Origin of the sequence: Maricaulis maris (assembly GCF_036322705.1) — a bacterium.
In the GTDB taxonomy this organism is placed as follows: domain Bacteria; phylum Pseudomonadota; class Alphaproteobacteria; order Caulobacterales; family Maricaulaceae; genus Maricaulis; species Maricaulis maris_B.
Map to the genome: position 1 here is coordinate 907,674 of NZ_AP027270.1, position 24,333 is coordinate 932,006.

Sequence of the window (24,333 nt, forward strand, 5' to 3'; positions counted from 1 at the left end):
TCAGAAAACCTCTGAACAAGCGCTTGACGAATGCGAGTCGTCTGCGTAGTTTCCGCGCTCGTTTTGAGGACGGGCCGTAACCCACGCGGTTAGACGTCGTCCACGGTAACGGAAAAGCCCCAGATGCCGCCGTGCGAACCTCGCGTTCGAGCGTCGGGATCTTTCTTTGCGTCCATCAGCATTTCAACATGCTGGGGGGCGTGGTTGTTGAGATTAGGAACGGATTAGAGCGGGATGCCAACAATCAACCAGCTCATTCGCAAGCCGCGAAAAGACAAGCCGAAGCGCAACAAGGTGCCGGCCCTGCAGGCTTGCCCGCAGCGCCGTGGCGTCTGCACGCGCGTCTATACCACGACCCCGAAAAAGCCGAACTCGGCCTTGCGGAAAGTCGCCAAAGTGCGTCTGACCAACGGGTATGAAGTTGTGAGCTACATCCCGGGTGAGGGTCACAATCTGCAGGAACACTCAGTTGTCCTTATCCGCGGTGGTCGCGTGAAGGACCTTCCGGGTGTCCGCTATCACATTCTTCGCGGCGTTCTGGATACCCAGGGCGTCAAGGACCGCAAGCAACGCCGTTCGAAATACGGCGCCAAGCGTCCTAAGTAAGGGAGACGTCCATGTCGCGTCGTCACCGCGCAGAGAAACGCGAGATCTTTCCGGACCCCAAGTTTGGGGATCGCGATCTCACGAAATTCATGAACTACATCATGCTCGACGGCAAAAAGTCTGTCGCCGAGCGCATTGTCTATGGCGCTCTCGACATCGTCGAAGAGAAGCTGAAGCGCGAGCCGATCCGCGTCTTCCACGAGGCCCTGGACAATGTGGCGCCTGAAGTCGAGGTCCGCTCCCGCCGCGTTGGTGGTGCGACCTATCAGGTGCCGGTTGAAGTCCGTACCGAACGCAAGAAGGCCCTCGCCATTCGCTGGCTCACGGGTGCTGCGCGCGGTCGTAACGAGAATACCATGCGCGAACGTCTCGCCGCTGAAATGATGGACGCTGCCGCCAATCGCGGTACGGCCGTCAAGAAGCGCGAAGACACGCACCGGATGGCGGAAGCCAACCGGGCTTTCTCGCACTACCGCTGGTAACCCCCTACAGGCACAGACCCGTACCAAGGACCCTTACAAATGGCCCGCGACTACAAAATCGAGGACTACCGCAACTTCGGCATCATGGCTCACATTGATGCCGGCAAGACGACGACGACCGAGCGGATCCTCTATTACACCGGCAAGTCCCACAAGATTGGTGAAGTGCACGATGGTGCCGCCACCATGGACTGGATGGAGCAGGAGCAGGAGCGTGGCATCACGATCACGTCTGCTGCAACGACCTGTTTCTGGAACGGCAAGCGCCTGAACATCATCGACACGCCCGGCCACGTCGACTTCACGATCGAAGTCGAGCGCTCGCTGCGTGTTCTTGATGGTGCTGTTTGCTGTCTGGACGCCAATGCCGGTGTCGAGCCGCAGACCGAAACGGTGTGGCGTCAGGCCGACCGTTACAAGGTCCCGCGTATGGTGTTCATCAACAAGATGGACAAGCTGGGCGCCGACTTCTTCAACTGCGTCAAGATGATCGAAGATCGTCTCGGCGCCACGCCGCTGTGCGTTCAGCTGCCGATCGGGTCAGAGATCGAATACGAAGGTCTCGTCGATCTGGTCACGATGAAGGAACTGGTGTGGCAGGGTGAAAACCTTGGCGCGACCTGGGAAGTCCGGGATATCCGTCCCGAGCTGGCTGACCAGGCTGCCGAATACCGTGAGAAGCTCGTCGAGACGGCCGTTGAGCAGGACGAAGCTGCCATGGAGGCCTATCTCGAGGGCGAAGAGCCGTCCGAGGAGACCCTCAAGCGCCTCATCCGCAAGGGCTGCATCGAGCTCGCCTTCAACCCGATCCTGTGCGGCACCGCGTTCAAGAACAAGGGCGTCCAGCCCCTGCTGGATGCTGTCGTCGATTACCTGCCGAGCCCGGTCGAAGTGCCGGCCATCAAGGGTATCGATTTCAAGACCGAGGAAGAAGTCACGCGCCGCGCTGCCGATGACGAGCCGACCTCCCTGCTCGCCTTCAAGATCATGAACGACCCGTTCGTCGGCTCGCTCACCTTCGCGCGCATGTATTCCGGTCACCTTGAGACGGGCGTGTCCCTGCTCAACACGGTGAAGGACAAGAAAGAGCGTATCGGCCGCATGCTGCTGATGCACTCCAATTCGCGTGAAGACATCAAGGAATGCTTTGCCGGCGACATCGTCGCGATTGCAGGCCTGAAGGACACCACGACGGGCGACACCCTGTGTGACCCGATGAAGCCGGTGATCCTGGAGCGCATGGAATTCCCGGATCCGGTCATCGAGCTGGCCATCGAGCCGAAGTCGAAGGCCGACCAGGAGAAGCTTGGCGTTGCCCTGCAGCGTCTGGCTGCCGAGGATCCGTCCTTCCGCATGAAGACCGACGAAGAATCCGGCCAGACCATCATTGCCGGCATGGGCGAGCTTCACCTCGACATTCTCGTCGATCGCATGAAGCGCGAGTTCAAGGTTGAGGCCAATGTCGGCGCGCCGCAGGTGGCCTACCGCGAATCGCTCGGCCAGGCTGGTATCGTCGACTACACGCACAAGAAGCAGTCCGGTGGTTCGGGCCAGTTCGCCCGCGTCAAGATCGAATTCGCACCGGGTGAGTCCGGCTCGGGTTTTGTCTTCGAGAGCAAGATCATCGGTGGCTCTGTGCCGAAGGAATACATTCCGGGCGTTGAAAAGGGTCTGAAGTCGGTTATGGATGGCGGCCTGATTGCCGGTTTCCCGGTTATCGACGTCCAGGCGACCCTGATCGACGGTGCCTACCACGACGTTGACTCCAGCGTCCTCGCCTTCGAGATCGCGGCTCGTGCCGCTTTCCGTGAAGCCAAGTCGCATTGTGCGCCGAAGCTTCTGGAGCCGATCATGAAGGTCGAAGTCGTGACGCCGGACGAATACACCGGTGGTGTTATTGGTGACCTGAACTCCCGTCGGGGTCAGATCGCCGGTCAGGAAATGCGCGGCAACGCAACCGTCGTGAATGCGATGGTGCCGCTGGCGAACATGTTCGGTTACGTGAACAACCTGCGGTCTGCGACCCAGGGCCGGGCTCAGTTCACCATGCTTTTCGATCACTATGAGGCGGTGCCCAAGGCCGTCGAACAAGAAGTCATCGCCAAGTCCGCCTAAGCGGACCTCTGGTCACAGTAAAACAACGAACACACGGATTTCGGAGCGAGATCATGGCGAAGGAAAAGTTTCAGCGGACTAAGCCGCACGCGAACATCGGCACGATTGGTCACGTTGACCATGGCAAGACGACGCTGACGGCTGCGATCACGATGGTGCTGGCGGAAGCCTCCGGCGGTGTCGCGAAGGGTTATGACGAGATTGACAGCGCGCCTGAAGAGAAGGCACGCGGCATCACGATCTCGACGGCTCACGTCGAATACGAGACGGCGAACCGTCACTACGCACACGTCGATTGCCCGGGCCACGCTGACTATGTGAAGAACATGATCACGGGCGCGGCACAGATGGACGGTGCCATTCTGGTTGTGAACGCCGCTGACGGCCCGATGCCGCAGACGCGTGAGCACATTCTTCTGGCTCGCCAGGTTGGCGTTCCGGCGCTTGTTGTCTTCCTGAACAAGGTTGACCAGGTTGACGATGAAGAGCTGCTCGAGCTGGTGGAAATGGAAGTTCGCGAACTTCTGTCCTCCTATGATTTCCCGGGCGACGATCTTCCGATCGTTGCGGGTTCGGCTCTGGCGGCTGTTGAAGGCCGTGACGACAATATCGGCAAGGACAAGATCCTTGAGCTGATGGCGGCAGTCGACGAATACATCCCGACGCCTGAGCGTCCGGTTGACCAGCCCTTCCTGATGCCGATCGAGGACGTGTTCTCGATTTCGGGCCGGGGTACGGTTGTGACCGGTCGTATCGAGCGCGGCATCGTCAAGGTTGGTGAAGAGATCGAAATCGTCGGTGTCCGTGACACCTCGAAGACGACCTGCACCGGCGTTGAGATGTTCCGCAAGCTGCTCGACCAGGGCCAGGCTGGCGACAATGTCGGCGTGCTTCTGCGCGGCGTGGATCGTGAAGGCGTTGAGCGCGGTCAGGTTCTGGCCAAGCCGGGCTCCATCACCCCGCACAAGAAGTTCGTGGCTGAAGCCTACATCCTGACCAAGGAAGAGGGCGGTCGTCACACCCCGTTCTTCACCAATTACCGTCCGCAATTCTACTTCCGCACGACCGACGTCACCGGCGTCGTGACGCTGAACGAAGGTACGGAAATGGTGATGCCGGGCGACAACATCGAAATGAATGTCGAACTGATCGTGCCGATCGCCATGGAAGAGAAGCTCCGCTTCGCTATCCGTGAAGGTGGCCGCACCGTCGGCGCCGGCGTCGTCTCGAAGATCATCGAGTAGACTACCAAATCCGGCCGGGGCGGTGCCGCAGGTATCCGCCCCGGTCATGCTCTTTTTGAAAGTTAAGAAACGGGATCGGTTTGATGGAACGTCAAAACATCCGCATTCGCCTGAAGGCGTTCGACCACCGGGTTCTGGATAACTCCACCCGGGAGATCGTCTCGACAGCCAAGCGCACGGGCGCCAACGTCCGTGGTCCGATTCCGCTGCCGACGCGCATCGAAAAATTCACGGTGCTGCGCTCGCCGCACATCGACAAGAAGTCGCGCGAGCAGTTCGAAATCCGGACGCACAAGCGCCTTCTCGACATCGTCGACCCCACTCCGCAAACCGTGGACGCGCTCATGAAGCTCGACCTGTCGGCCGGCGTGGACGTCGAGATCAAGCTGGGAGCGTAGGACTATGCGCCAGGAAGATCGCAGAACAGGCGTGATCGCCCGCAAGCTGGGCATGACGCGTATTTTCGCCGAAGACGGTTCGCACGTGCCTTGCACGGTGCTTCACATGGACGGTGTCCAGGTCGTGTCTCACAAGACCGCCGACCGGGACGGCTATGTGGCGCTCCAGCTCGGTGCCGGTGCAGCCAAGGCCAAGCGGACGCCGAAGGCGATGCGCGGTCACTTCGCCAAGGCCAAGGTTGCGCCCAAGCGCAAGCTGGTCGAATTCCGCGTTGCCGAAGACGCGCTGATTGAAGTCGGCTCCGAGCTGACCGCGGACCATTTCGTCCCGGGCCAGAGAGTGGATGTCGCCGGCATCTCGATCGGTAAGGGTTTTGCAGGTGCCATGAAGCGCCACGGTTTTGGCGGCCTTCGTGCCACGCACGGTGTGTCAATCTCGCACCGCTCGCATGGTTCGACCGGTCAGTGTCAGGATCCGGGCAAGGTCTTCAAGGGCAAGAAGATGGCCGGTCACATGGGCGCTGTCCGCGTGACCACACAGAATATCGAAGTCGTTCGTGTTGACGTCGAGCGCGGTATTGTCCTGGTCAAGGGCGCCGTTCCGGGGTCAGCCGGTGGCTGGGTTGAGTTGCGCGACGCGATCAAGGGTCATGGCGATGCCGAGCTTCCCGTTCCGGGCAAGTTCCGTACGCTGGACGAGCTGAACGCACCGGTCGCGACGGACGCCGACACTGCGGCTCCGGCTGCGGCTGACGGTGAAGAAGGAACGGAAGCATGAAGATCGAGGTCAAAACCCTCGCGGCGAAGGACGCCGGTGCCATCGATCTCGACGATGCCGTCTTCGGCATTGAAGAGGTGCGCTCCGACCTCCTGCAGCGCGTTGTGAAGTGGCAGCTGGCAGCACGCCAGCAGGGCACGCACAAGACGCTCGGCCGCTCCGAAATCAATCGGACCAAGAAACGCTTCGGTCGCCAGAAGGGCGGCGGTACGGCCCGTCACGGTGCCCGCTCCGCGCCGCAATTCGTCGGCGGCGGCAAGGCCCACGGTCCCCGCGTTCGCAGTCATGCGCATGAGCTTCCCAAGAAGGTTCGTGCCCTCGGCCTGCGCCACGCCCTGTCGGCCAAGCTCGGCGCCAAGTCGCTCATCATCCTCGATGATGCCGCGCTTGATGCCCCGCACACGAAGTCGCTCCGCACGTCCTTTGAAGGTCTGGGCATCACCAATGCTCTGGTCATCTCCGGCGTCGAAGTGAATGAGAATTTCGCCAAGGCGGCTCGCAACCTGCCGTGCATCGACGTTCTGCCTGCACAGGGCCTGAATGTTTATGACGTGCTGCGTCGCGACACCCTGGTGCTGACGAAGGCGGCTGTGGAGCAGATCCACGCCCGCCTCAGCGCGAAGGAGGCTTAAGATGACGGCTGCTGCGCGCCATTACGACACGATCCTGAGCCCGGTGATCACCGAGAAGGCCACACTGCTTTCGGAAGAAAGCAAGGTTGTCTTTTTCGTGCCGCTCTCTGCCAACAAGAAGGAGATCGCGGAAGCGGTCGAAGAGCTCTTCAAGGTAAAGGTGACGGCTGTGAACACCATCAAGGTTCACGGAAAGACCAAGCGCTTCCGGGGTATTCCCGGTCGCCGCAATGACCAGAAGAAAGCGGTCGTGACTCTCGCAGAGGGTCACTCGATCGACGTGACGACGGGTCTGTAAGATGGCTTTGAAAACATTCAAACCGACCTCTCCGGGCCGCCGTGCCCTCGTGCTGGTGGATCGTTCCGCCCTGCACAAGGGACGCCCTGAGAAGACACTGGTCGAAGGCCTCACCAAAAAGGGTGGGCGCAACAATATGGGTCGCATCACGGCCCGCCGGCGTGGCGGTGGCGCGAAGCGTCTCTATCGCCTGGTCGACTTCAAGCGCCGCAAGTGGGACATGCCCGCGACCGTCGAGCGTCTTGAGTACGATCCGAACCGGACGGCTTTCATCGCCCTCATTCAGTATGAGGACGGCGAAAAGGCCTATATCCTGGCTCCGCAGCGCCTTTCCGAAGGTGATACGGTCATCGCGTCCGCCAAGTGCGACGTGAAGCCGGGTAACGCGATGCCGCTGAAGGCAGTGCCGGTTGGCACCATCCTTCACAATGTCGAGATGAAGCCGGAGAAGGGTGGGCAGATTGCCCGTTCCGCCGGTGCGTATGTCCAGCTGGTCGGCCGTGATGCCGGCTACGCCCAGATCCGTCTGGCGTCTGGCGAGCTGCGCATGGTCTCGGACAAGTGCATGGCGACGGTCGGTGCGGTTTCGAACCCGGACCACCTCAACATCAACCTCGGCAAGGCCGGTCGCAAACGCCATCTCGGCAAGCGTCCGTCTGTTCGCGGTGTTGTCATGAACCCGGTTGATCACCCGCATGGTGGTGGTGAAGGCCGTACCTCTGGTGGTCGCCACCCGGTGACCCCGTGGGGCAAGCCGACCAAGGGTGCCAAGACACGCTCGAACAAGTCGACTGACAAGTTCATCATCCGCTCGCGCCACGAGCGCAAGAAGCGATAGGGAGCAGACGATGCCTCGCTCTGTCTGGAAAGGTCCGTTCGTCGACGGCTATCTGCTGAAAAAAGCGGAGAAGTCGCACGAAGGCGGACGTAAGCAAGCGATCAAGACCTGGTCGCGCCGTTCAACCATCATGCCGCAGTTCGTGGGCCTGACCTTTCAGGTTCACAACGGCAACAAGTTCGTGCCGGTGCTGGTGACCGAAGACATGGTCGGCCACAAGCTCGGTGAATTTTCTCCGTCGCGGACCTATTACGGTCACGCAGCGGATAAAAAAGCGAAGCGGAGATAAGCGATGGGACAGACTTCAAACCCCCGTCGCGTCGCCGACAATGAAGCGCGTGCCAAGCTGCGGATGATCCGTATCAGCCCGCAGAAGCTCAACCTTGTCGCCGCGCTCATCCGCGGCAAAAAGGTCGAGCGGGCCCTGGCCGAACTGGAATTCTCGCGCAAGCGGATCTCCAAGGAAGTCAAGAAAACGCTCGAGTCGGCTATTGCGAACGCTGAAAACAACCACGGCCTCGACATCGACAGCCTCGTCGTGTCGGAAGCCTTTGTTGGCAAGAACCTGGTCATGAAACGGTTCCGGGCTCGTGCACGCGGTCGCGGTGCAAAGATCCTGAAGCCGTTTTCCGAGCTCACCATCGTGGTGCGCGAAGTCGAGGAGGCCGCCTGATGGGTCAGAAAGTAAATCCGATCGGTCTGCGCCTTGGCGTCAACCGCACCTGGGAATCCCGCTGGTATGCCGGCGCTGGCGAATACGCCAAGCTGCTGCATGAAGACATCAAGATCCGGAAGATGCTCAAAGAGCGTCTGAAGAATGCCAGTGTCTCGAAGATCGTGATCGAGCGCCCGCACAAGAAGTGCCGCGTCACCGTCCATACGGCTCGCCCGGGTGTGGTGATCGGCAAGAAGGGTTCGGACATCGAGACGCTCCGCAAGGAGCTGTCGAAGATGATCGACAGCGAGGTTTTCCTGAACCTCGTGGAAGTGCGCAAGCCCGAAATCGACGCAACCCTGGTGGCTGAGTCCATCGCCCAGCAGCTCGAGCGTCGCGTGGCTTTCCGCCGCGCGATGAAGCGTTCGATGCAGTCGGCGATGCGCATGGGCGCCAAGGGCTGCAAGATCGTCTGCGGCGGTCGTCTCGGCGGTGCGGAAATTGCCCGTACCGAGCAGTATAATGAGGGCTCCGTGCCGCTTCATACGCTGCGTGCCGATATCGATTACGGAACCGCCGAAGCCAAGACCGCGATGGGTATCATCGGCATCAAGGTCTGGATCTACAAAGGCGAGATCATGGAACACGATCCGAACGCCCAGGAGCGCCGTCTCCAGGAGTCCGGTGAACAGCGCGCCCGCTCGGGCCGCCAAGCCGCGTAAGGAATTCAGCCATGCTGCAACCGAAACGCACGAAATTCCGCAAGGCGCACAAAGGCCGTATCAAGGGCGCAGCGAAGGGTGGCTATACGCTGAACTTCGGCTCCTACGGCCTCAAGGCGCTCCAGCCGGAACGCGTTACCGCGCGCCAGATCGAAGCCACGCGTCGGGCGATTACTCGCCACATGAAGCGTGCAGGTCGCGTGTGGATCCGCATCTTCCCGGACGTACCGGTTTCCAAGAAACCGACCGAAGTCCGGATGGGTAAAGGTAAGGGCTCGCCCGAGTTTTGGGCGTGCAAGGTCAAACCCGGCCGCATCATGTTCGAGATCGACGGTGTTCCCGAAAATGTTGCGCGCGAGGCTCTCGAGCTGGGCGCTGCAAAGCTGCCGGTCAAGACCAAAATCGTCGCCCGTGTGGGCGAGTAGGGAGAACACAACGATGAAACCCGTTGACGTTCGCGCCATGACCGAAGATCAGCTGAAGGACGCGCTCCTGAAGCTGAAGGAAGAACAATTCAAGCTGCGGTTCCAGCAGGCCTCCGGCCAGATGGAAAACACCGCTCGCTACGGCCAGATTCGCCGCGATATCGCGCGCATTCGTACGGTCCAGAGCGAGCGGAAATCGCACGAAGAGCAAGGGAGCTAGCGATGCCGAAGCGTATCCTGCAAGGCGTCGTAGTGAGTGACAAGGGTGCCAAGACCATCGTGGTGCGTGTGGAACGGACTTTCCTCCACCCGCTGCTGCGCAAGACGGTCCGTCGCACCAAGCGTTACCACGCGCATGACGAAGCCAATGCGTTCAAGGTGGGTGATCAGGTCCAGATTCAGGAATGTGCACCCAAGTCGAAGTTGAAGCGGTGGGAGGTGGTCACCGTCGAGGCGTAAGCCTGGCGAGAGACCAATCCTTTCCTAAGGAGGATCTGCGATGATCCAGATGCAAACCAATCTGGACGTGGCTGACAATTCTGGCGCCCGCCGTGTGCAGTGCATCAAGGTGCTCGGCGGTGCCAAGCGTCGCTATGCCCACGTCGGCGACATCATTGTCGTCTCGGTCAAGGAAGCCATTCCGCGTGGTCGCGTTAAGAAGGGTGATGTCCGCAAGGCCGTCGTCGTTCGCGTGGCCAAGGACATCCAGCGTAAAGACGGTTCCGTCATTCGCTTCGATGGCAACGCGGCTGTGATTATCAACAATAACAACGAGCCGCTCGGCACGCGTATCTTCGGACCGGTTCCGCGCGAACTTCGCGCCAAGAACCACATGAAGATCGTCTCGCTGGCGCCGGAGGTGCTGTAATGGCTGCCAAGATCAAGAAGGGCGACAAAGTCGTCATTCTCGCCGGCCGTGACAAGGGCAAGACCGGCGAAGTCACCAAGGTCCTGCCGACCGAGGATCGCGTCTTTGTGTCTGGCGTGAATGTGGTCAAGCGCCACACGCGTGCGACCCAGACCGACCAGGGCGGCATCAAGGAAAAAGAAGCCTCCATCCACGTCTCGAACGTGGCGTTGGCCGATCCGAAAACCGGCGAGGCAACTCGTGTCGGCTTCAAGATTGAAGACGGCAAGAAGGTGCGCGTCGCCAAGAGCTCGGGCGAGGTTATCGATGTCTGATACCGCCACCTACACCCCGCGTCTCCGCACGAAGTACAAAGATGTCATCCGTGCGGCGATGAAAGAAAAGTTTGGCTATGCCAACGACCTGCAGATCCCGCGTCTCGACAAGATCGTGATCAACATGGGCGTTGGCGAGGCTTCCCAGGACTCCAAGAAAATCAAGGGCGCCCTGGAAGATCTCGAAGCCATTTCCGGCCAGAAGCCGGTCAAGACCGTTGCCAAGAAGTCGATCGCCGGCTTCAAGCTCCGTGAGGAGCAGGTGATTGGTGCGAAAGTGACGCTGCGCCAGGACCGTATGTACGAGTTCCTGGACCGTCTGATCACGATCGCCCTGCCTCGCGTGCGTGACTTCCGTGGACTCAATGGTAAGAGCTTCGACGGTCGCGGAAATTACGCGATGGGACTGAAAGAGCATATCGTGTTCCCGGAGATCGACTACGACAAGGTCGAGAAGATCCGGGGTATGGATATCGTTGTCTGCACGACCGCAGGCAGTGATGAGGAAGCGAAGGCCCTGCTGGCCGAGTTCGATTTCCCCTTTACGAACTAACGCAGCAGGAACGCAGGGCCGCTCGGGCTCTGCACGCAGGAGGACTTAAATGGCGAAAACTTCCGCAGTCGAGCGCAATTTGAAGCGTGTGCGTCTGGTCAAGCGTTATGCGGCCAAGCGCGAACAGCTCAAGGCGATCGCACGCAACAAGGACCTGCCGGTCGAGGAGCGTTTTGCTGCTCAGCTGAAGCTGGCCGAAATGCCGCGCAACTCGGCAGTATCCCGCATCCGGAACCGGTGCGAGATCACTGGCCGTCCGCGTGCTTTCTATCGCAAATTCCGCATGTCGCGTATTGCGATGCGCGACTACGCCAGCCAGGGCATGATCCCGGGCATGGTCAAGTCGAGCTGGTAAGAGAGGAGACGAGAACATGTCTGTGAATGATCCTCTCGGCGATATGCTGACCCGTATCCGCAATGCGCTGATGCGCAGCAAGCGGTCCGTCAACACGCCGGCCTCGGCCCTGCGCCGCCGCGTGCTCGACGTTCTAAAGTCGGAAGGCTACATCCGTGACTATGCGGAAGTAGAGCATGCCTCCGGCATGAAAGAGTTCGAGATCGAACTGAAGTATTTCGAAGGTGACTCGGTCATTTCGGAGATCAAGCGTATCTCCAAGCCGGGCCGCCGCGTTTATTCCGGCGTCAAAGATCTGCCGCTTGTCCAGAATGGCCTCGGCATCGCAATCCTCTCCACGCCCAAGGGCGTGATGTCGGATTCGGTGGCTCGTGAGTCCAATGTGGGCGGCGAGATCCTCTGTCACGTCAGCTAAGGGAGCGAACCAATGTCACGTATCGGTAAACTCCCGGTCGCCATCCCCGGCGGGGTCACGGCGACGCTCACGGAGACGTCGCTGACCGTCAAGGGTCCCAAGGGCGAACTGTCCATGACCTTTGTTGAGGAAGTGAATGTCGAGCAGGGCGAAGATGGCATTGTCATCAAGCCGCGCGACGAGACCAAGAAGGCCCGCGCGATGTGGGGCATGCAACGTGCCCTGGTCGCCAACCTGGTTCAGGGGGTCACGGCCGGCTACGAGAAGGATCTCGAGCTGGTTGGCGTTGGTTATCGTGCGCAGATGCAGGGCACGTCCCTGAAGCTGTCGCTCGGCCTGTCGCATGACGTCGTCTACGACGCCCCGGAAGGCATCACCATCAGTGTCGGCAAGCCGACCGAAGTGAAGATCGTGGGCGCTGATAAGCAGCGCGTCGGCCAGACAGCCGCCGAGATCCGTCGCTTCCGTCCGCCGGAGCCTTACAAGGGCAAGGGCATCAAATATGTCGGCGAGTATATCCGCCGCAAAGAAGGCAAGAAGAAGTAGGGCGAGCGATGAAAACTCAACGCGAAAAATCGGTCCGTCGCGCCCAGCGCAACCGGATCCGTCTGCGCAAGTTCGCCAATGGCCGTCCGCGGCTGTCGGTCTACCGGTCTTCGAAGAACATCTATGCCCAGATCATCGACGATGTGTCGGGCAAGACGGTCGTCGCTGCCTCTTCCCTCGAGGAAGCCGCTCAAAAAGAGCATGGCAAGGGTTGCGACACGAAGGCTGCCGAGATCGTCGGCAAGCTGATCGCCGAGCGCGCAGTCAAGGAAGGCGTCAAGGACGTCGTCTTCGACCGTGGCGGTTACATCTTTCACGGGCGTGTCAAAGCGCTCGCAGAGGCGGCCCGCGAGGGCGGCCTGAACTTCTAAGGGAGCGGACGTATGGCTCATCAGAACGAGCAACGTGGTGACCGCGGTGACCGTGGCCGAGGCCGTGGCCGTGGCCGGGACCGCGACCAGGAACGCGATGACGAACTTGTAGACAAGCTCGTCCACATCAACCGCGTCGCCAAGACCGTGAAGGGCGGCCGGAACTTCCAGTTCGCAGCCCTCGTCGTGGTCGGTGACCAGAAAGGCCGCGTCGGCTTCGGACAGGGCAAGGCGCGCGAAGTGCCGGAAGCCATCCGCAAGGCCACCGACGAAGCCAAGAAGAACATGGTTCGCGTCCCGCTGCGCGAAGGCCGTACCCTGCACCATGACGGCAAAGGCCGTCACGGCGCCGGCAAGGTCGTCCTGCGGGCAGCGCCTCCGGGTACCGGCGTCATCGCCGGTGGGCCGATGCGCGCTGTGCTGGAAACCCTCGGGGTCCAGGACGTGGTTGCCAAGTCGGTTGGCACGTCCAACCCGTACAACATGATCCGCGCCACCATGGACGCGCTGAAGGCGCAGTCGAGCCCGCGCTCGGTTGCAGCCAAGCGTGGTCTTAAGGTTGGCGATCTGGTGAACCGCCGCGATGACGGCGCGTCCTCACCGGAAGCGATCGAAGCGTAAGGACCGGACACAATGGCCAAAAAGACCATCCGCGTACGCCAGACGGGCAGCGCCATCCGCCGCCCGCAAGATCAGCGTGCCACGCTTATCGGCCTCGGTCTCAACAAGATCGGTCGTGAGCGCGAGCTGGAAGATACACCGTCTGTCCGTGGCATGATTGCCAAGGTCAGCCATATGGTGGAAATCGTCGAGGAGTAGGTCCCTGCTGGGGAAACCGCTCCATCGAATGGAGAACGACATGCGTCTCAATGAATTGCGCGACAATGACGGTGCTACCAAGATCCGCACCCGCGTCGGCCGTGGTATCGGTTCCGGCAAGGGCAAAACGGGTGGCCGCGGCGTCAAGGGCCAGAAATCCCGTTCGGGTGTGGCTATCAAGGGCTTCGAGGGCGGCCAGATGCCGCTTCATATGCGCCTGCCGAAGCGGGGCTTCAACAAGCCGAACCGCAAGGCTTGGGCAGAAGTGAATCTCGGCCGTATCGAGAAGGCAATTGCCGAAGGCAAGATCGACGCGAAAAAGCCGATCGACGCTGAAGTCCTGATGGCTGCGGGCCTGGTCCGTCGTCAGCTGGATGGCATCCGCCTCCTTGCGAAGGGCGAGCTGAAGTCCAAAGTAGAGATCACCCTTGCCGGTGCCTCCAAGGCAGCGGTTGCCGCGGTCGAGAAGGCCGGCGGCAAGGTGACCCTCACCGCCGTGGCAAAAGACGCCGCGGAATAAGCGACTTAACGCCGACCTTTTAAGGACGTCTTCATGGCTTCAGCTGCCGAACAGCTTGCTGCGAACATGAACTTTAGCTCCTTCGCGAAAGCGAAGGAGCTGCAGCAACGCATCCTGTTCACGATCGGGATCCTGATCGTTTACCGGATTGGTACTTTCGTGCCGATTCCCGGGATCGATCCGGAGCAATACGCACGCGTCTTCGATTCGCTGGGCGGGCAGGGGCAGGGCATCCTGTCCATGTTCAACATGCTTGGCGGCGGTGCCGTCGAGCGCATGGCGATCTTCGTGCTCAACGTGATGCCGTATATTTCGGCCTCGATCATCATGCAGCTGATGTCAGCCACCATTCCCAGCCTTGAAAAGCTGAAGAAGGAAGGTGGCGAGCAGGGCCGGCAGCAGATCAACCAGTACACCCGGTATCTGACTGTTTTCCTGGCCACGGGCCAGGCCTTCGCTATCGCCATGGGCATGAATACGCCCAATAGCGACGGTGTCGCGCTGGCGCTCAATCCCGGGCCCTTCTTTATTGCCTCGACCGTGATCACGCTGGTCGGTGCCACCATGCTGCTGTTGTGGCTGGGTGAGCAGATCACCGCGCGCGGTGTTGGTAATGGTGTGTCCCTGATCATTTTCGCGGGTATCATCTCGGCTGTGCCGGGTGTGATCGGTGGCGCGCTGTCGCAAGCCTCCTCGACCGGCGACGGCACGGTCCTTCTGGTCGGCACGGCGCTGATCCTGATCGGCCTGACCCTGGTCGTCTTCATGGAGCGCTCGCAGCGCCGGCTTCTGGTCCAGTACCCCAAGCGCCAGCAGGGAAATCGCATGGTCGGAGGCGACACCTCCTTCCTGCCGCTCAAGCTGAATACCGCAGGCGTCATTCCGCCGATCTTCGCCTCGTCCCTGTTGCTGCTGCCGGCAACGGCGGCCAGCTTCCAGGCCCAGTCTGGTGCCGGATGGCTGCAGACGATGGTGGCCTATCTCGGACCGGGGGCGCCGCTCTTCATGGTGCTCTATGCCGCCATGATCGTGTTCTTCTGCTTCTTCTACACCTCGGTCGTCTTCAACCCTGAGGACACCGCCGAGAATCTGAGGAAGTATGGCGGGTTCCTGCCGGGCATTCGGCCAGGTAAACGGACCGCCGAGTATATCGACTACGTCCTCTCCCGCCTGACCCTGGTTGGAGCCCTGTACCTGGTCCTGATCTGTATGGTGCCCATGATGCTCAATCCGCAGACGGCGCTGGGCGGTACGTCCCTGCTCATCATCGTTTCGGTGACGCTGGATACGGTTTCGCAGATCCAGTCCCATTTGCTGGCGCACCAGTACGAGGGTCTGATCAAGAAATCGAAGCTGCGGGGACGCAAGCGATGAACATTATCCTGTTCGGACCGCCGGGCTGTGGCAAAGGCACCCAGTCTAAGCGTCTCGTCACCGAGCGCGGCTGGGTGCAGCTCTCCACCGGAGACATGCTGCGCGAAGCAAAGGCGGCCGGGACAGAGTTGGGTCTGCGCGTGTCTGCGATCATGGATGCCGGAAATCTGGTGTCCGACGAGATCGTGATCGAGTTGATCGAGGAATGTCTGCCGGAGGCCGAGGCCGCCGGTGGCGCCATCTTCGACGGCTTCCCGCGCACGGTTGCCCAGGCAGAGGCGCTTGATGCAGCGCTGGCCAAGCGTGGCACCCAGGTTGATGCCGTTGTCCGCCTGCTGGTGGATGACAATGAATTGGTCGCCCGTATGGAAAAGCGGGCGGCGGAAGAGGGACGGGCCGATGATAATATCGACGCGTTCAAGGTACGTTTGAAGAACTACCAGGATCAGACAGCGCCGCTCATCCCGTTCTATGCCCAATCGGGCAAGTTGCGGGAAGTCCCCGGCATGGGATCCATGGACGAGGTCGCAGCGGGAATTGCTGCGGCTCTCGAAGAGAAGTGACACACACCTGTTGCAACCCCATTGACGGGGTGGCAACGCTGACTGTAGATAGCGCCCTTCGCGAAACGGGCGAGCTGATGCGGTGACCGAAAGGTCGCCCCATGGTTCGTCCGTGTATGGCGTTCAGAATTTGGGAGATGGAAAGTGGCCCGTATAGCCGGCGTCAATATTCCGACGAATAAGCGCGTAGAGATCGCGCTTCGCTACATCCACGGCATTGGCCCGGCCAAGGCGAAGGAGATCTGCGAGCAGGTTTCCATCATGCCCGAGCGCCGCGTCAGTGAACTGACGGATGCAGAAGTCCTGCAAATCCGCGAAGTGATCGATCGTGATCACATGGTGGAAGGGGACCTGCGCCGTGAGGTGGCTGTGAACATCAAGCGTCTCATGGACCTGGGTAACTACCGTGGCCTGCGCCACCGTCGTGGCCTGCCTGTCCGTGGTCAGCGCACTCACACCAATGCGCGTACGCGCAAAGGTCCGGCCAAGCCGATTGCCGGCAAGAAGAAGTAGGGCCCTGAGCAATGGCTAAGGAAACTGGCCGCGTTAAGCGGCGCGAACGCAAGAACATCACGTCGGGTGTTGCCCACGTGAGTGCTAGCTTCAACAACACCATGGTGACCATTACGGACGCCCAGGGAAATGCAATTTCCTGGTCGTCGGCCGGTCACATGGGCTTCAAGGGTTCGCGCAAGTCGACCCCGTATGCAGCCCAGATGGCCGCTGAAGACGCTGGCAAGAAGGCGATTGAACACGGCATGAAGACCATCGAAGTGAAGGTCTCCGGTCCGGGTTCGGGGCGCGAGAGCGCGCTGCGTGCGTTGCAGTCGGTGGGTTTCACCATCACCACCATCCAGGACGTCACGCCGATCCCGCACAACGGTTGCCGTCCGCCGAAGCGCCGTCGCGTCTAGTACGCTGCGCGCATTTCGCCTGTTGAACGCGCCGGCGGCTCAAACCGTACGGCTGATGAAGGGGCAGTAAGAACGTGATCGAGAAGAACTGGCAAGAACTCATCCGCCCGATGAAGCCGGAAATCGAGCCGGGGCATGATCCCGCGCGCCAAGCCAAGATTGTCGCCGAGCCGCTGGAGCGTGGCTTCGGCATGACGCTTGGCAATGCGCTTCGTCGTGTGCTCCTGTCTTCGCTTCAGGGCGCAGCAGTGACGAATGTCCACATTGACGGCGTCGTCCACGAGTTTTCGTCGATCGACGGCGTTCGTGAAGACGTCACCGACATCGTGCTGAATATCAAGCAGATCGCCCTGCGCATGCATGGGGAAGGCCCCAAGCGTGTCGTGCTCAAGAAGTCCGGCCCTGGTATCGTCACCGCTGGTGATATCGAGGAAACCGCAGACGTCGAGATCGTCAATAAGGATCTCGCCCTGTGTACGCTGGACGAGGGTGCGGAGATCCGCATGGAGTTCACCATCAACACCGGCAAGGGCTATGTCCCGTCCGAGCGTAACCGCCCGGAAGATGCCCCGATCGGCCTGATCGGCGTTGATGCGCTGTACAGCCCGGTCAAGCGCGTGTCGTACAAGGTCGAGAACACCCGTGAGGGACAGGTTCTCGATTATGACAAGCTGACGCTTGAAGTTGAGACAGACGGAACCGTCACCCCGGAAGATTCCGTGGCTTTCGCCGCGCGTATCCTCCAGGATCAGTTCCAGATCTTCATCAACTTCGAGGAAGCTGTCGAGGCGCGTCCGGCCGAGGACGACAAGCCCGAGCTCGACTTCAACCCGGCGCTGCTGCGCAAGGTCGACGAGCTGGAGCTGTCCGTGCGTTCGGCAAACTGCCTGAAGAACGACAACATCGTCTACATCGGCGACCTGATCCAGAAGTCCGAGGCGGAAATGCTCCGTACCCCGAACTTCGGCCGCAAGTCGCTTAATGAGATCAAGGAAGTTCTCGCCCAGATGGGTCTCCATCTTGGCATGGAAGCGCCGAATTGGCCGCCGGAGAACATCGAAGATCTCGCCAAACGTTTCGAGGATCACGTCTAGGCAGCCGCCGGGAGGCGCCTGAACCGGACCTGAGGAGATAAAGTCATGCGTCACGGCATCGCACACCGCAAGCTTAACCGCACTCATTCGCACCGCAAGGCGATGCTGGCCAATATGGCCGCTTCGCTGATCGAGCACGAGCAGATCGTCACTACCTTGCCGAAAGCCAAGGAACTGGCCCCGTTCGTCGACAAGCTCATCACGCTCGCCAAGCGCGGCGATGTGCATGGTCGTCGTCAAGCCATGTCCAAGGTCCGTAATGAGGGCCAGGTCAAGAAGCTGTTCGACACGCTCGGTGGCCGCTACGCCGAACGGGACGGGGGTTATACCCGCGTTCTCAAGGCCGGCTTCCGTCACGGCGACAACGCCCCGATGGCTGTCATCGAACTCGTTGACCGCGATCCGGCCGCCAAGGGCGCCGGTGATCGGGCCCGGGTCGAAGCAGAGACGGGCATGACGGAGGAGTAATCCTCTCGTCAGTGAATAGTCATGAAAAGGCGGCTTTGCTTCGGCAGGGCCGCCTTTTTCATGCCCGCAATCCAGTCTATATGGGTCCCATGATCAAACATCTTCTCCTCGCCTGCCTCCTCGCGACTGCGCCAGCGGCCGCCCAGGAGATCGATCTCGCCGGCGCTGCCGACGACCGGATCATTCCCGAGAGCCGCATGGACATGCAGATGTCCTTTGCGCCGGTTGTCCGGGAGGTCACCCCGGCTGTGGTCAATGTGTTTTCGCGCCGCGTGGTCGAGAATCAGCACCCGTTCGCCAATGATCCTTTCTTCTCGCGCATGTTCCGCAGCCAGCCGCGGGAGCAGAACTCGCTCGGGTCCGGCGTCATCGTCGACGCATCCGGGGTCATTGTGACCAATAACCACGTCGTCGCGGGCGCCACCGAGCTGCGGGTTGTGCTGGCGGATCGCCGTGAGTTCGACGCCGTGATCCTCCTGACCGACGAGGCGACCGACCTTGCGGTACTGCGCGTGGAAACGGATGAGCCGCTGCCGGTCCTGCCGTTCGACCGGTCGGGCGATATCGAGGTCGGCGATCTGGTACTCGCCATCGGTAATCCTTTCGGCGTCGGTCAGACCGTCACCTCCGGCATTGTCTCGGCATTGGCGCGCACCGATGTCGGGCAGACCGATTTCGGCTCCTTCATCCAGACCGATGCGGCGATCAATCCGGGTAATTCCGGTGGCGCGCTGGTCGACATGGACGGCGAGCTGGTCGGCGTCAACACGATGATTTTCTCGCGCTCGGGCGGCTCGAACGGGATCGGCTTTGCCATTCCCGTCGAGATGGTCGCTCGGGTGGTCGATACAGCGATGAATGAGGGTGAGCTGATCCGGCCCTGGCTGGGCGCGCGCCTGCAGCCGGTCGACAGCGATATTGCCGACGCCTTTGGCCTCAACCGGCCGCGCGGGGCGCTGGTCAATGAGATCTACCCGCTGGCGGCTGCCGATGAGGGTGGCCTGATGCAGGGTGATATCGTCCTCTCGATTGATGGCCAGCCGGTCAATAACGAGGCCGGGGCCCGTTTCCGCCTCGCCACCCGTGCCGCCGGTGATGATGCTGTCTTCACTGTGCTGCGGGATGGCGAGGAGCTGGCGCTCAATGTCGCGGTTCAACCCGCGCCCGGCATTGCCGATCCGGATCCGTTCGCGGTCGGCGGCCGTAATCCCCTGTCCGGTGCCAACCTGGTGACCCTGTCGCCGGCCTTCAACGAGCGTGTCGGCCTCGACCCCTTCCAGGGCGGCGTCGTGGTCAGCGCGGTCGGACGCCGCTCGGTCGCCGGACGTTTCGGTTTCCGGCCCGGCGACAAGCTGGTCGAGCTGATGGGTCAGCCAGTTTATTCGCTCGACGATGTTGCCGACATCCTGACCAGCCATGATGGTGAACAGCTCTGGCCGCTCGTGGTCGAGCGCCGCGGTCAGCGCTTCGAGACGTCGGTCCGGCTGTACTGAGACCGGTCCATGAGTGTCGCAGGCCTGGCAGACGCGCCGCCATTGATGTGGCGGCTGGTCTTCTGCGAGGCCGCGAACACGCCTAGGGTCGCGCCATGACAAGCTTGTTTGAAGCCGCCGGCCTTGATGCCGAAGCCCCGCGACCACTCGCCGACCGCTTGCGACCGCAAACGCTGGCGGACGTCGTCGGGCAGGATCATCTCCTGGCCGGCAAGGGGCCGATTGCCCGCATGCGCGCCCAGGGCCGTCTGGCTTCACTGATCCTGTGGGGGCCGCCCGGCGTCGGCAAGACCACGATTGCGCGTCTGCTGGCCGAGGATAGCGGGCTCGAGTTCGAGCCGCTTTCGGCTGTGTTCTCGGGCGTTGCCGATCTCAAGAAGGCATTCGAGCGGGCCCGGGCGCGGCGCCAGCAGGGACGCGGCACACTGCTTTTCGTCGACGAGATCCACCGTTTCAACCGGGCCCAGCAGGACGGCTTCCTGCCCGTGGTGGAGGAGGGCACCGTGACCCTCGTCGGGGCGACGACCGAGAATCCATCTTTCGAGCTCAATGCCGCGCTCCTGTCGCGTTGCCAGGTCCTGGTCCTCAAACGGCTCGATGACGAGGGGCTTGAACTCCTGATGCAGCGGGCCGAGGCCGAGGTCGGCCGCGCCTTGCCGCTCGATGCCGGCGGACGCACGGCCCTGTGCTCGATGGCCGACGGCGACGGCCGCTACATGCTCAACCTGGTCGAGGAAGTCTTCACCTTCGATCCCGGGACGCAAGTCTCGGCGGATGATCTCGCTGTGCTGCTGAACAAGCGCGCCACCGCCTACGACAGGGACCGGGAGGAGCACTACAATCTCATCTCGGCTCTGCACAAGTCGATCCGCGGGTCCGATCCGGATGCCGCACTTTACTGGTTCGCCCGCATGCTCGAAGGCGGCGAGGATCCGCTCTTTCTCGCCCGGCGGCTGGTCCGGATGGCATCCGAGGATATCGGTCTCGCCGATCCCACCGGGCTGATGATCGCCAATGAGGCGGCGCGCACCTATGAGCGCCTGGGCTCACCCGAAGGCGAGCTGGCCCTGGCCCATGCCGTGGTCCATCTTGCGACCGCCGCCAAGTCCAATGCCGTCTACGTCGCCTTCAAGCGGGCCCAGAAGGCCGCGAAAGCAACCGGATCCCTGATGCCGCCAGCGCACATCCTCAACGCTCCGACCGCCCTCATGAAGGACCAGGGCTATGGCAAGGGCTATCAGTACGATCACGATGTCGCCGGCGGGGTCTCCGGGCAGGATTATTTCCCCGATGACATGCCTGACCGACCGGTCTTCTACGAGCCACGCGACAGTGGCCGTGAGGCCGCCATCGGCGAGCGCCTGGCGCGCTGGCGCAAGCTGCGTGACAGCCGTCGCTCATAAGCGCGTTCTTGCCAGACGGGACTCGATTGGAAATCCTGCGGTTTCAATAACTCTGGGGGGAGTTCACATGAAACCGGAACGCATTCACCTGATCCTTGGCCTCGTCTGGCTGATCGCCGGCATGCTGCTGGGCGAGCATATGGGCCGCTCGGGCGATCACACGCAGATGCCGACCCATGCCCACATCATGCTGCTGGGCGGTGTCCTGCCGATCCTCTGGGCCATCCTCTATCGCGTCTTCAAGCTCGGCAGTGGCCTTCTGGCCTGGGCACAGCTGGTGGTCCATCACCTCGCCGCGCTGATCATGATCCCGGCGCTCTACATGCTGTTCGGACAGATCGCCGAAGAGGCCATGCTGGGGCCGTTGCTGGGTGTCAGTGCGATTCTCGCCATCGTCTCGGTGGCGCTGATGCTGGTGCTGTGCCTGCGGGCGAAAGACTGAGCCGGCTTGCCTACGGGGCGGTGGTGTCCGGGCTGTCACACGCCTCGCCGCCGACCGCATCGACGTCGAGTGGGTCCAGTCCCAGCGCCGCCCGGCTGTCCGTGAGGGTTTCTGCGCTCTCGAGCGGCCAGAGTTCGGTCTGGCCGTCCACGCAATGCACCGCGGTCCCGTAGGGCTGCGGCCGGTTCTCCGACAGCGCCAGCGCGTCAGCGCGCTCGGCATACACAGCCCCATCATAGGTACCGCTCAGGGCAATCGGCTCGAGTGCGGCGACCAGGCGGCGTTCGCTGTCCGGATCGCGCTCGGCCATGCGCAGCAGTTCTTCGCCCAGACGGCGATTCTCTGTCCACAGGATGACAAAGCCCTCCGGATCGATCTGGTCGACCGCCCAGCGCGTGTTGCCGGCTTCGGTCTCGCGGATATCATCGGCCAGTGCGGCAAGGATCTCGCCCTGGGCGCCGTCATCAAGGTCATCGCGCGAGATCACCGGCAGGAGAAGTTCGGACAGGTAGCGCTCGCGTGCCTTGCGGGCCGCCAGCTGGGCGACGGTATCGCCATAGGCAGCCAGACGCCCCTCTATCAGGGCGACCAGGCTGGGGGCATCGGTGACGGGGGCGGGCTCGACCGTCTGGTCTTCGATTTGAGCGGCCGCGTCGTCCATCCGAAGCGGCAGGTTTGCATCCTGTGCGATCAGCAGGCTGACCAAAATCAATACGGACATCACGCGACTCCCGAGGCTGGGGTCAGTCTAACGCGCGATGCGGCGTATCCAAGGCATGCAGACAAAACAAAAGCGGCAGCCCTTGGGGGAGGCTGCCGCTTTCGTTGGGGCGGGGACGATCGGGACGGGGGACTGTGAGGCGCGTCGCCGGTCCGGATCGGATGCCGTAGGGAAAAGCCTTGGGGGGAAGACTTGTCCTAGGCGAAAGAGCCGTTGAGCGCGATCGTCATGGCACCAAACACACCGGCCACGAGCAGCACGTTGACGAGTGCCGAGAGGGAGGAGGAAATACGGTTGGTCATTGATCTTGTCCTTGTCATCTTGGCGAACCGGGCCTTCCCTGTTCGCACGTTGCTAAATAAGGACTTAGCGCCGTCACACAATCGTCATTGCACCAAGGCTCCCTTGCATAAATGCATGGCTATGGCTTTATGAAATGAATTTAAGGATTGGTTAGTGAGGCGTTAATGAACCGGGCCGGAATGCGGGAATGCTTGCCAAGCCAGTCCGGGGACCCTATCGAGCCGGAATGATCAATTATCTACTCGTTGGCGCCGGTGGGGCGCTCGGAGCCATCTCGCGCTACCAGGTTGGCCGGCTGACCTTTCGCTGGTTCGGTCCGGAACAGGTCTGGGGCACGTTCGCGGTCAATCTGGCGGGCGGCCTTCTGATGGGACTTCTGATCGGCTGGCTGGCAGCCACGGACCGGGCGGACCAGCAGTATGTCCGCCTGTTTGGCGCGGTCGGCTTCCTCGGCGGTTTCACGACCTTCTCCGCCTTCTCGCTGGAGATGGCCAACATGGTCGAGCGCAAGGCCATGCTGCATGCCTTCGGCTATGCGGCCAGCTCGGTTGTCCTTGCCCTGGCCGCCGTGTTTCTCGGATTGTGGATCATGCGGAGGGCCTTCGCATGAGCGGTGTCCAGACGATCAAGGTCGAAGCCAGCGAAGACGGCTCCCGTGTCGATCGCTGGTTCAAGCGGCGGTTCCCGCATGTCTCGGCCATCATGGTCCAGAAGCTGTGCCGCAAGGGACAGATCCGGGTCGATGGCGGCCGGGTGAAGGGCGATAGCCGGGTCCTCGAGGGCCAGGAAATCCGTATCCCGCCGCTGCCCGAGCCAGGCGAGCGCCCGCCCGCCAACCGCCTGTCCGACGCCGATATCGAGTATGTGAAGTCGCTGGTTATCTATGAGGACAATGAGCTGATCGCCTTCAACAAGCCCGCTGGCCTGGCGGTACAGGGTGGCTCGAAGACGACACGCCACCTCGATGGCTTGCTGGATGCTTTCGGCGAGGGCCTCGACCGGCCACGCCTGGTGCACCGGCTGGACAAGGACACCTCCGGTATCCTGATCGTCGGCAAGGGACCCAAGGCGACCGCGCGGCTCGCCAAGGCCTTCCAGTCTCACAAGACCCGCAAGACCTATTGGGCGATCGCCATCGGTGTTCCCAAGCCCAAGAAGGGCGAGATCAAGGGTTTCATGCGCAAGGCCGCCTCGGTCGGCGTCGACAGTGAGCGCGAGACCATGGTCGCCGCCGGTCATGGCGATGACGGTGCCGTGCATGCGCTGACCCGCTACGTGGTCATTGGCGAGGCGGGGCAGAAGGCGTCCTGGGTGGCGCTGCGTCCGGTCACCGGCCGTACCCACCAGCTGCGCGTCCATCTGGCGGCGATGGGCACCGCCATTCTCGGCGACAAGAAATACACCTGTCACCGTCCGGCACCGGAAGATCTCGGCCGTCGCCTCTGCCTGCATGCCCGCCGTCTGGAAATTCCGCGCCCGGGCGGCAAGCCGCTCGTCCTCAAGGCCGATCTGCCACCGGCGCTGAAGAAGATCTACGACACGCTCGGCTTTTCCATCAAGGAAATCGACGAGACGGATATCGAGGAGGATCTGGCCTGATCCGA

General features: G+C 61.6%; 37 protein-coding genes. 36 read left to right on the forward strand and 1 reads right to left on the reverse strand.

The genetic code is table 11. The features are described from left to right. Positions 1-234 precede the first annotated feature (234 nt). The 34 genes from rpsL (at position 235) to AAA969_RS04220 (ending at position 21,705) form a co-directional block, all read left to right on the forward strand. Complete coding sequence (gene rpsL / locus AAA969_RS04055) at positions 235-606, forward strand: 30S ribosomal protein S12 (RefSeq protein ID WP_338243894.1); 372 nt, start codon at positions 235-237, stop codon at positions 604-606. An 11-nt stretch (positions 607-617) separates the two neighbouring features. Next, on the forward strand, positions 618-1,088 hold the full coding sequence (rpsG, locus tag AAA969_RS04060) for a 30S ribosomal protein S7 (protein ID WP_338243895.1): 471 nt from the start codon (positions 618-620) through the stop codon (positions 1,086-1,088). 39 nt (positions 1,089-1,127) lie between these two features. Beyond that, positions 1,128-3,203, forward strand: coding sequence for an elongation factor G (gene fusA / locus AAA969_RS04065; protein WP_338243897.1), 2,076 nt, complete (start codon positions 1,128-1,130; stop codon positions 3,201-3,203). 53 nt (positions 3,204-3,256) lie between these two features. Next, a complete protein-coding gene (gene tuf, locus AAA969_RS04070; RefSeq protein WP_338243866.1) occupies positions 3,257-4,447 on the forward strand; it encodes an elongation factor Tu in 1,191 nt (396 codons plus the stop codon). 83 nt (positions 4,448-4,530) lie between these two features. Beyond that, positions 4,531-4,845 carry a 30S ribosomal protein S10 gene (rpsJ, locus tag AAA969_RS04075; RefSeq protein WP_011643734.1) on the forward strand — a complete coding sequence of 105 codons (315 nt, stop codon included), beginning with the start codon at positions 4,531-4,533 and terminating at the stop codon, positions 4,843-4,845. A gap of 4 nt (positions 4,846-4,849) precedes the next feature. Further along, on the forward strand, positions 4,850-5,623 hold the full coding sequence (rplC, locus tag AAA969_RS04080; RefSeq protein WP_338243903.1) for a 50S ribosomal protein L3: 774 nt from the start codon (positions 4,850-4,852) through the stop codon (positions 5,621-5,623). Next, positions 5,620-6,255: a 50S ribosomal protein L4 gene (gene rplD, locus AAA969_RS04085; RefSeq protein WP_338243905.1), complete on the forward strand. Its 636-nt coding sequence runs from the start codon at positions 5,620-5,622 to the stop codon at positions 6,253-6,255. Before rplC ends, rplD begins: the two co-directional genes overlap by 4 nt. Position 6,256: 1 nt before the next feature. After that, the gene (locus AAA969_RS04090) at positions 6,257-6,553 is read left to right on the forward strand and encodes a 50S ribosomal protein L23 (RefSeq protein WP_338243907.1); all 297 of its coding nucleotides are present in this window, start codon (positions 6,257-6,259) and stop codon (positions 6,551-6,553) included. Between the two features lies 1 nt (position 6,554). Next, positions 6,555-7,391 (forward strand): 50S ribosomal protein L2, encoded by an 837-nt coding sequence (gene rplB, locus AAA969_RS04095; protein WP_338243909.1) that lies wholly within the window; start codon positions 6,555-6,557, stop codon positions 7,389-7,391. 10 nt (positions 7,392-7,401) lie between these two features. Next, positions 7,402-7,680 (forward strand): 30S ribosomal protein S19, encoded by a 279-nt coding sequence (rpsS, locus tag AAA969_RS04100; RefSeq protein ID WP_011643729.1) that lies wholly within the window; start codon positions 7,402-7,404, stop codon positions 7,678-7,680. A 3-nt stretch (positions 7,681-7,683) separates the two neighbouring features. After that, positions 7,684-8,064 (forward strand): 50S ribosomal protein L22, encoded by a 381-nt coding sequence (gene rplV, locus AAA969_RS04105; protein ID WP_338243912.1) that lies wholly within the window; start codon positions 7,684-7,686, stop codon positions 8,062-8,064. Further along, positions 8,064-8,768, forward strand: a complete 705-nt coding sequence (rpsC, locus tag AAA969_RS04110; RefSeq protein WP_338243914.1) for a 30S ribosomal protein S3 — start codon at positions 8,064-8,066, stop codon at positions 8,766-8,768. Before rplV ends, rpsC begins: the two co-directional genes overlap by 1 nt. A gap of 11 nt (positions 8,769-8,779) precedes the next feature. Then, positions 8,780-9,193 carry a 50S ribosomal protein L16 gene (gene rplP / locus AAA969_RS04115; protein WP_338243917.1) on the forward strand — a complete coding sequence of 138 codons (414 nt, stop codon included), beginning with the start codon at positions 8,780-8,782 and terminating at the stop codon, positions 9,191-9,193. 13 nt (positions 9,194-9,206) lie between these two features. Continuing rightward, the gene (gene rpmC, locus AAA969_RS04120; protein WP_047162727.1) at positions 9,207-9,413 is read left to right on the forward strand and encodes a 50S ribosomal protein L29; all 207 of its coding nucleotides are present in this window, start codon (positions 9,207-9,209) and stop codon (positions 9,411-9,413) included. 2 nt (positions 9,414-9,415) lie between these two features. Next, a complete protein-coding gene (rpsQ, locus tag AAA969_RS04125) occupies positions 9,416-9,652 on the forward strand; it encodes a 30S ribosomal protein S17 (protein WP_047162728.1) in 237 nt (78 codons plus the stop codon). Between the two features lie 40 nt (positions 9,653-9,692). Beyond that, the gene (rplN, locus tag AAA969_RS04130) at positions 9,693-10,061 is read left to right on the forward strand and encodes a 50S ribosomal protein L14 (RefSeq protein WP_011643723.1); all 369 of its coding nucleotides are present in this window, start codon (positions 9,693-9,695) and stop codon (positions 10,059-10,061) included. Beyond that, positions 10,061-10,375: a 50S ribosomal protein L24 gene (gene rplX, locus AAA969_RS04135; RefSeq protein WP_338243924.1), complete on the forward strand. Its 315-nt coding sequence runs from the start codon at positions 10,061-10,063 to the stop codon at positions 10,373-10,375. Before rplN ends, rplX begins: the two co-directional genes overlap by 1 nt. Further along, positions 10,368-10,928 carry a 50S ribosomal protein L5 gene (gene rplE / locus AAA969_RS04140; RefSeq protein WP_338243925.1) on the forward strand — a complete coding sequence of 187 codons (561 nt, stop codon included), beginning with the start codon at positions 10,368-10,370 and terminating at the stop codon, positions 10,926-10,928. The genes rplX and rplE overlap by 8 nt, the downstream gene beginning before the upstream one ends. A gap of 49 nt (positions 10,929-10,977) precedes the next feature. Next, entirely contained in the window at positions 10,978-11,283 is a 306-nt protein-coding gene (gene rpsN / locus AAA969_RS04145; protein WP_338243927.1) for a 30S ribosomal protein S14, read from the forward strand. 16 nt (positions 11,284-11,299) lie between these two features. Continuing rightward, positions 11,300-11,698, forward strand: coding sequence for a 30S ribosomal protein S8 (gene rpsH / locus AAA969_RS04150; RefSeq protein WP_338243929.1), 399 nt, complete (start codon positions 11,300-11,302; stop codon positions 11,696-11,698). Positions 11,699-11,710: 12 nt separating this feature from the next. Continuing rightward, complete coding sequence (gene rplF, locus AAA969_RS04155) at positions 11,711-12,244, forward strand: 50S ribosomal protein L6 (protein WP_338243931.1); 534 nt, start codon at positions 11,711-11,713, stop codon at positions 12,242-12,244. An 8-nt stretch (positions 12,245-12,252) separates the two neighbouring features. Further along, the gene (rplR, locus tag AAA969_RS04160) at positions 12,253-12,615 is read left to right on the forward strand and encodes a 50S ribosomal protein L18 (RefSeq protein WP_338243933.1); all 363 of its coding nucleotides are present in this window, start codon (positions 12,253-12,255) and stop codon (positions 12,613-12,615) included. Between the two features lie 12 nt (positions 12,616-12,627). Then, on the forward strand, positions 12,628-13,236 hold the full coding sequence (gene rpsE, locus AAA969_RS04165) for a 30S ribosomal protein S5 (RefSeq protein ID WP_338243935.1): 609 nt from the start codon (positions 12,628-12,630) through the stop codon (positions 13,234-13,236). A 12-nt stretch (positions 13,237-13,248) separates the two neighbouring features. Continuing rightward, positions 13,249-13,434, forward strand: a complete 186-nt coding sequence (gene rpmD / locus AAA969_RS04170; protein WP_338243937.1) for a 50S ribosomal protein L30 — start codon at positions 13,249-13,251, stop codon at positions 13,432-13,434. A gap of 40 nt (positions 13,435-13,474) precedes the next feature. Continuing rightward, on the forward strand, positions 13,475-13,954 hold the full coding sequence (gene rplO, locus AAA969_RS04175) for a 50S ribosomal protein L15 (protein ID WP_338243939.1): 480 nt from the start codon (positions 13,475-13,477) through the stop codon (positions 13,952-13,954). 33 nt (positions 13,955-13,987) lie between these two features. Further along, the gene (gene secY, locus AAA969_RS04180) at positions 13,988-15,328 is read left to right on the forward strand and encodes a preprotein translocase subunit SecY (RefSeq protein WP_425324989.1); all 1,341 of its coding nucleotides are present in this window, start codon (positions 13,988-13,990) and stop codon (positions 15,326-15,328) included. After that, a complete protein-coding gene (locus tag AAA969_RS04185; protein ID WP_338243941.1) occupies positions 15,325-15,891 on the forward strand; it encodes an adenylate kinase in 567 nt (188 codons plus the stop codon). Before secY ends, AAA969_RS04185 begins: the two co-directional genes overlap by 4 nt. 144 nt (positions 15,892-16,035) lie before the next feature. Continuing rightward, positions 16,036-16,404 (forward strand): 30S ribosomal protein S13, encoded by a 369-nt coding sequence (gene rpsM / locus AAA969_RS04190; protein ID WP_338243944.1) that lies wholly within the window; start codon positions 16,036-16,038, stop codon positions 16,402-16,404. A gap of 11 nt (positions 16,405-16,415) precedes the next feature. Continuing rightward, positions 16,416-16,805, forward strand: a complete 390-nt coding sequence (rpsK, locus tag AAA969_RS04195; RefSeq protein WP_297733290.1) for a 30S ribosomal protein S11 — start codon at positions 16,416-16,418, stop codon at positions 16,803-16,805. A gap of 74 nt (positions 16,806-16,879) precedes the next feature. Then, on the forward strand, positions 16,880-17,899 hold the full coding sequence (locus tag AAA969_RS04200) for a DNA-directed RNA polymerase subunit alpha (protein WP_011643709.1): 1,020 nt from the start codon (positions 16,880-16,882) through the stop codon (positions 17,897-17,899). A gap of 45 nt (positions 17,900-17,944) precedes the next feature. Beyond that, positions 17,945-18,367 carry a 50S ribosomal protein L17 gene (gene rplQ / locus AAA969_RS04205; RefSeq protein WP_338243949.1) on the forward strand — a complete coding sequence of 141 codons (423 nt, stop codon included), beginning with the start codon at positions 17,945-17,947 and terminating at the stop codon, positions 18,365-18,367. An 89-nt stretch (positions 18,368-18,456) separates the two neighbouring features. Beyond that, entirely contained in the window at positions 18,457-19,860 is a 1,404-nt protein-coding gene (locus AAA969_RS04210; RefSeq protein ID WP_338243951.1) for a Do family serine endopeptidase, read from the forward strand. A gap of 95 nt (positions 19,861-19,955) precedes the next feature. Then, entirely contained in the window at positions 19,956-21,263 is a 1,308-nt protein-coding gene (locus tag AAA969_RS04215; protein WP_338243953.1) for a replication-associated recombination protein A, read from the forward strand. 67 nt (positions 21,264-21,330) lie between these two features. Then, positions 21,331-21,705 carry a hypothetical protein gene (locus AAA969_RS04220; protein ID WP_338243955.1) on the forward strand — a complete coding sequence of 125 codons (375 nt, stop codon included), beginning with the start codon at positions 21,331-21,333 and terminating at the stop codon, positions 21,703-21,705. Between the two features lie 10 nt (positions 21,706-21,715). Here AAA969_RS04220 and AAA969_RS04225 read toward each other — a convergent pair whose 3' ends face one another. Next, positions 21,716-22,426: a hypothetical protein gene (locus AAA969_RS04225; protein WP_338243957.1), complete on the reverse strand. Its 711-nt coding sequence runs from the start codon at positions 22,424-22,426 to the stop codon at positions 21,716-21,718. Between the two features lie 529 nt (positions 22,427-22,955). Here AAA969_RS04225 and crcB point away from each other — a divergent pair. Both crcB and AAA969_RS04235 read left to right on the forward strand, forming a co-directional pair. Continuing rightward, entirely contained in the window at positions 22,956-23,339 is a 384-nt protein-coding gene (crcB, locus tag AAA969_RS04230; protein ID WP_338243959.1) for a fluoride efflux transporter CrcB, read from the forward strand. Continuing rightward, a complete protein-coding gene (locus AAA969_RS04235; RefSeq protein WP_338243961.1) occupies positions 23,336-24,328 on the forward strand; it encodes an RluA family pseudouridine synthase in 993 nt (330 codons plus the stop codon). The genes crcB and AAA969_RS04235 overlap by 4 nt, the downstream gene beginning before the upstream one ends. Positions 24,329-24,333: the final 5 nt, after the last annotated feature.

Excerpts from the sequence above, each read along its gene's own strand:
- rpsL (WP_338243894.1), top strand. The coding sequence starts at position 235 with ATGCCAACAATCAACCAGCTCATTCGCAAGCCGCGAAAAGACAAGCCG.
- rpsG (WP_338243895.1), top strand. The coding sequence starts at position 618 with ATGTCGCGTCGTCACCGCGCAGAGAAACGCGAGATCTTTCCGGACCCC.
- fusA (WP_338243897.1), top strand. The coding sequence starts at position 1,128 with ATGGCCCGCGACTACAAAATCGAGGACTACCGCAACTTCGGCATCATG.
- tuf (WP_338243866.1), top strand. The coding sequence starts at position 3,257 with ATGGCGAAGGAAAAGTTTCAGCGGACTAAGCCGCACGCGAACATCGGC.
- rpsJ (WP_011643734.1), top strand. The coding sequence starts at position 4,531 with ATGGAACGTCAAAACATCCGCATTCGCCTGAAGGCGTTCGACCACCGG.
- rplC (WP_338243903.1), top strand. The coding sequence starts at position 4,850 with ATGCGCCAGGAAGATCGCAGAACAGGCGTGATCGCCCGCAAGCTGGGC.
- rplD (WP_338243905.1), top strand. The coding sequence starts at position 5,620 with ATGAAGATCGAGGTCAAAACCCTCGCGGCGAAGGACGCCGGTGCCATC.
- AAA969_RS04090 (WP_338243907.1), top strand. The coding sequence starts at position 6,257 with ATGACGGCTGCTGCGCGCCATTACGACACGATCCTGAGCCCGGTGATC.
- rplB (WP_338243909.1), top strand. The coding sequence starts at position 6,555 with ATGGCTTTGAAAACATTCAAACCGACCTCTCCGGGCCGCCGTGCCCTC.
- rpsS (WP_011643729.1), top strand. The coding sequence starts at position 7,402 with ATGCCTCGCTCTGTCTGGAAAGGTCCGTTCGTCGACGGCTATCTGCTG.
- rplV (WP_338243912.1), top strand. The coding sequence starts at position 7,684 with ATGGGACAGACTTCAAACCCCCGTCGCGTCGCCGACAATGAAGCGCGT.
- rpsC (WP_338243914.1), top strand. The coding sequence starts at position 8,064 with ATGGGTCAGAAAGTAAATCCGATCGGTCTGCGCCTTGGCGTCAACCGC.
- rplP (WP_338243917.1), top strand. The coding sequence starts at position 8,780 with ATGCTGCAACCGAAACGCACGAAATTCCGCAAGGCGCACAAAGGCCGT.
- rpmC (WP_047162727.1), top strand. The coding sequence starts at position 9,207 with ATGAAACCCGTTGACGTTCGCGCCATGACCGAAGATCAGCTGAAGGAC.
- rpsQ (WP_047162728.1), top strand. The coding sequence starts at position 9,416 with ATGCCGAAGCGTATCCTGCAAGGCGTCGTAGTGAGTGACAAGGGTGCC.
- rplN (WP_011643723.1), top strand. The coding sequence starts at position 9,693 with ATGATCCAGATGCAAACCAATCTGGACGTGGCTGACAATTCTGGCGCC.
- rplX (WP_338243924.1), top strand. The coding sequence starts at position 10,061 with ATGGCTGCCAAGATCAAGAAGGGCGACAAAGTCGTCATTCTCGCCGGC.
- rplE (WP_338243925.1), top strand. The coding sequence starts at position 10,368 with ATGTCTGATACCGCCACCTACACCCCGCGTCTCCGCACGAAGTACAAA.
- rpsN (WP_338243927.1), top strand. The coding sequence starts at position 10,978 with ATGGCGAAAACTTCCGCAGTCGAGCGCAATTTGAAGCGTGTGCGTCTG.
- rpsH (WP_338243929.1), top strand. The coding sequence starts at position 11,300 with ATGTCTGTGAATGATCCTCTCGGCGATATGCTGACCCGTATCCGCAAT.
- rplF (WP_338243931.1), top strand. The coding sequence starts at position 11,711 with ATGTCACGTATCGGTAAACTCCCGGTCGCCATCCCCGGCGGGGTCACG.
- rplR (WP_338243933.1), top strand. The coding sequence starts at position 12,253 with ATGAAAACTCAACGCGAAAAATCGGTCCGTCGCGCCCAGCGCAACCGG.
- rpsE (WP_338243935.1), top strand. The coding sequence starts at position 12,628 with ATGGCTCATCAGAACGAGCAACGTGGTGACCGCGGTGACCGTGGCCGA.
- rpmD (WP_338243937.1), top strand. The coding sequence starts at position 13,249 with ATGGCCAAAAAGACCATCCGCGTACGCCAGACGGGCAGCGCCATCCGC.
- rplO (WP_338243939.1), top strand. The coding sequence starts at position 13,475 with ATGCGTCTCAATGAATTGCGCGACAATGACGGTGCTACCAAGATCCGC.
- secY (WP_425324989.1), top strand. The coding sequence starts at position 13,988 with ATGGCTTCAGCTGCCGAACAGCTTGCTGCGAACATGAACTTTAGCTCC.
- AAA969_RS04185 (WP_338243941.1), top strand. The coding sequence starts at position 15,325 with ATGAACATTATCCTGTTCGGACCGCCGGGCTGTGGCAAAGGCACCCAG.
- rpsK (WP_297733290.1), top strand. The coding sequence starts at position 16,416 with ATGGCTAAGGAAACTGGCCGCGTTAAGCGGCGCGAACGCAAGAACATC.
- rplQ (WP_338243949.1), top strand. The coding sequence starts at position 17,945 with ATGCGTCACGGCATCGCACACCGCAAGCTTAACCGCACTCATTCGCAC.
- AAA969_RS04210 (WP_338243951.1), top strand. The coding sequence starts at position 18,457 with ATGATCAAACATCTTCTCCTCGCCTGCCTCCTCGCGACTGCGCCAGCG.
- AAA969_RS04215 (WP_338243953.1), top strand. The coding sequence starts at position 19,956 with ATGACAAGCTTGTTTGAAGCCGCCGGCCTTGATGCCGAAGCCCCGCGA.
- AAA969_RS04220 (WP_338243955.1), top strand. The coding sequence starts at position 21,331 with ATGAAACCGGAACGCATTCACCTGATCCTTGGCCTCGTCTGGCTGATC.
- AAA969_RS04225 (WP_338243957.1), bottom strand. The coding sequence starts at position 22,426 with ATGTCCGTATTGATTTTGGTCAGCCTGCTGATCGCACAGGATGCAAAC.
- crcB (WP_338243959.1), top strand. The coding sequence starts at position 22,956 with ATGATCAATTATCTACTCGTTGGCGCCGGTGGGGCGCTCGGAGCCATC.
- AAA969_RS04235 (WP_338243961.1), top strand. The coding sequence starts at position 23,336 with ATGAGCGGTGTCCAGACGATCAAGGTCGAAGCCAGCGAAGACGGCTCC.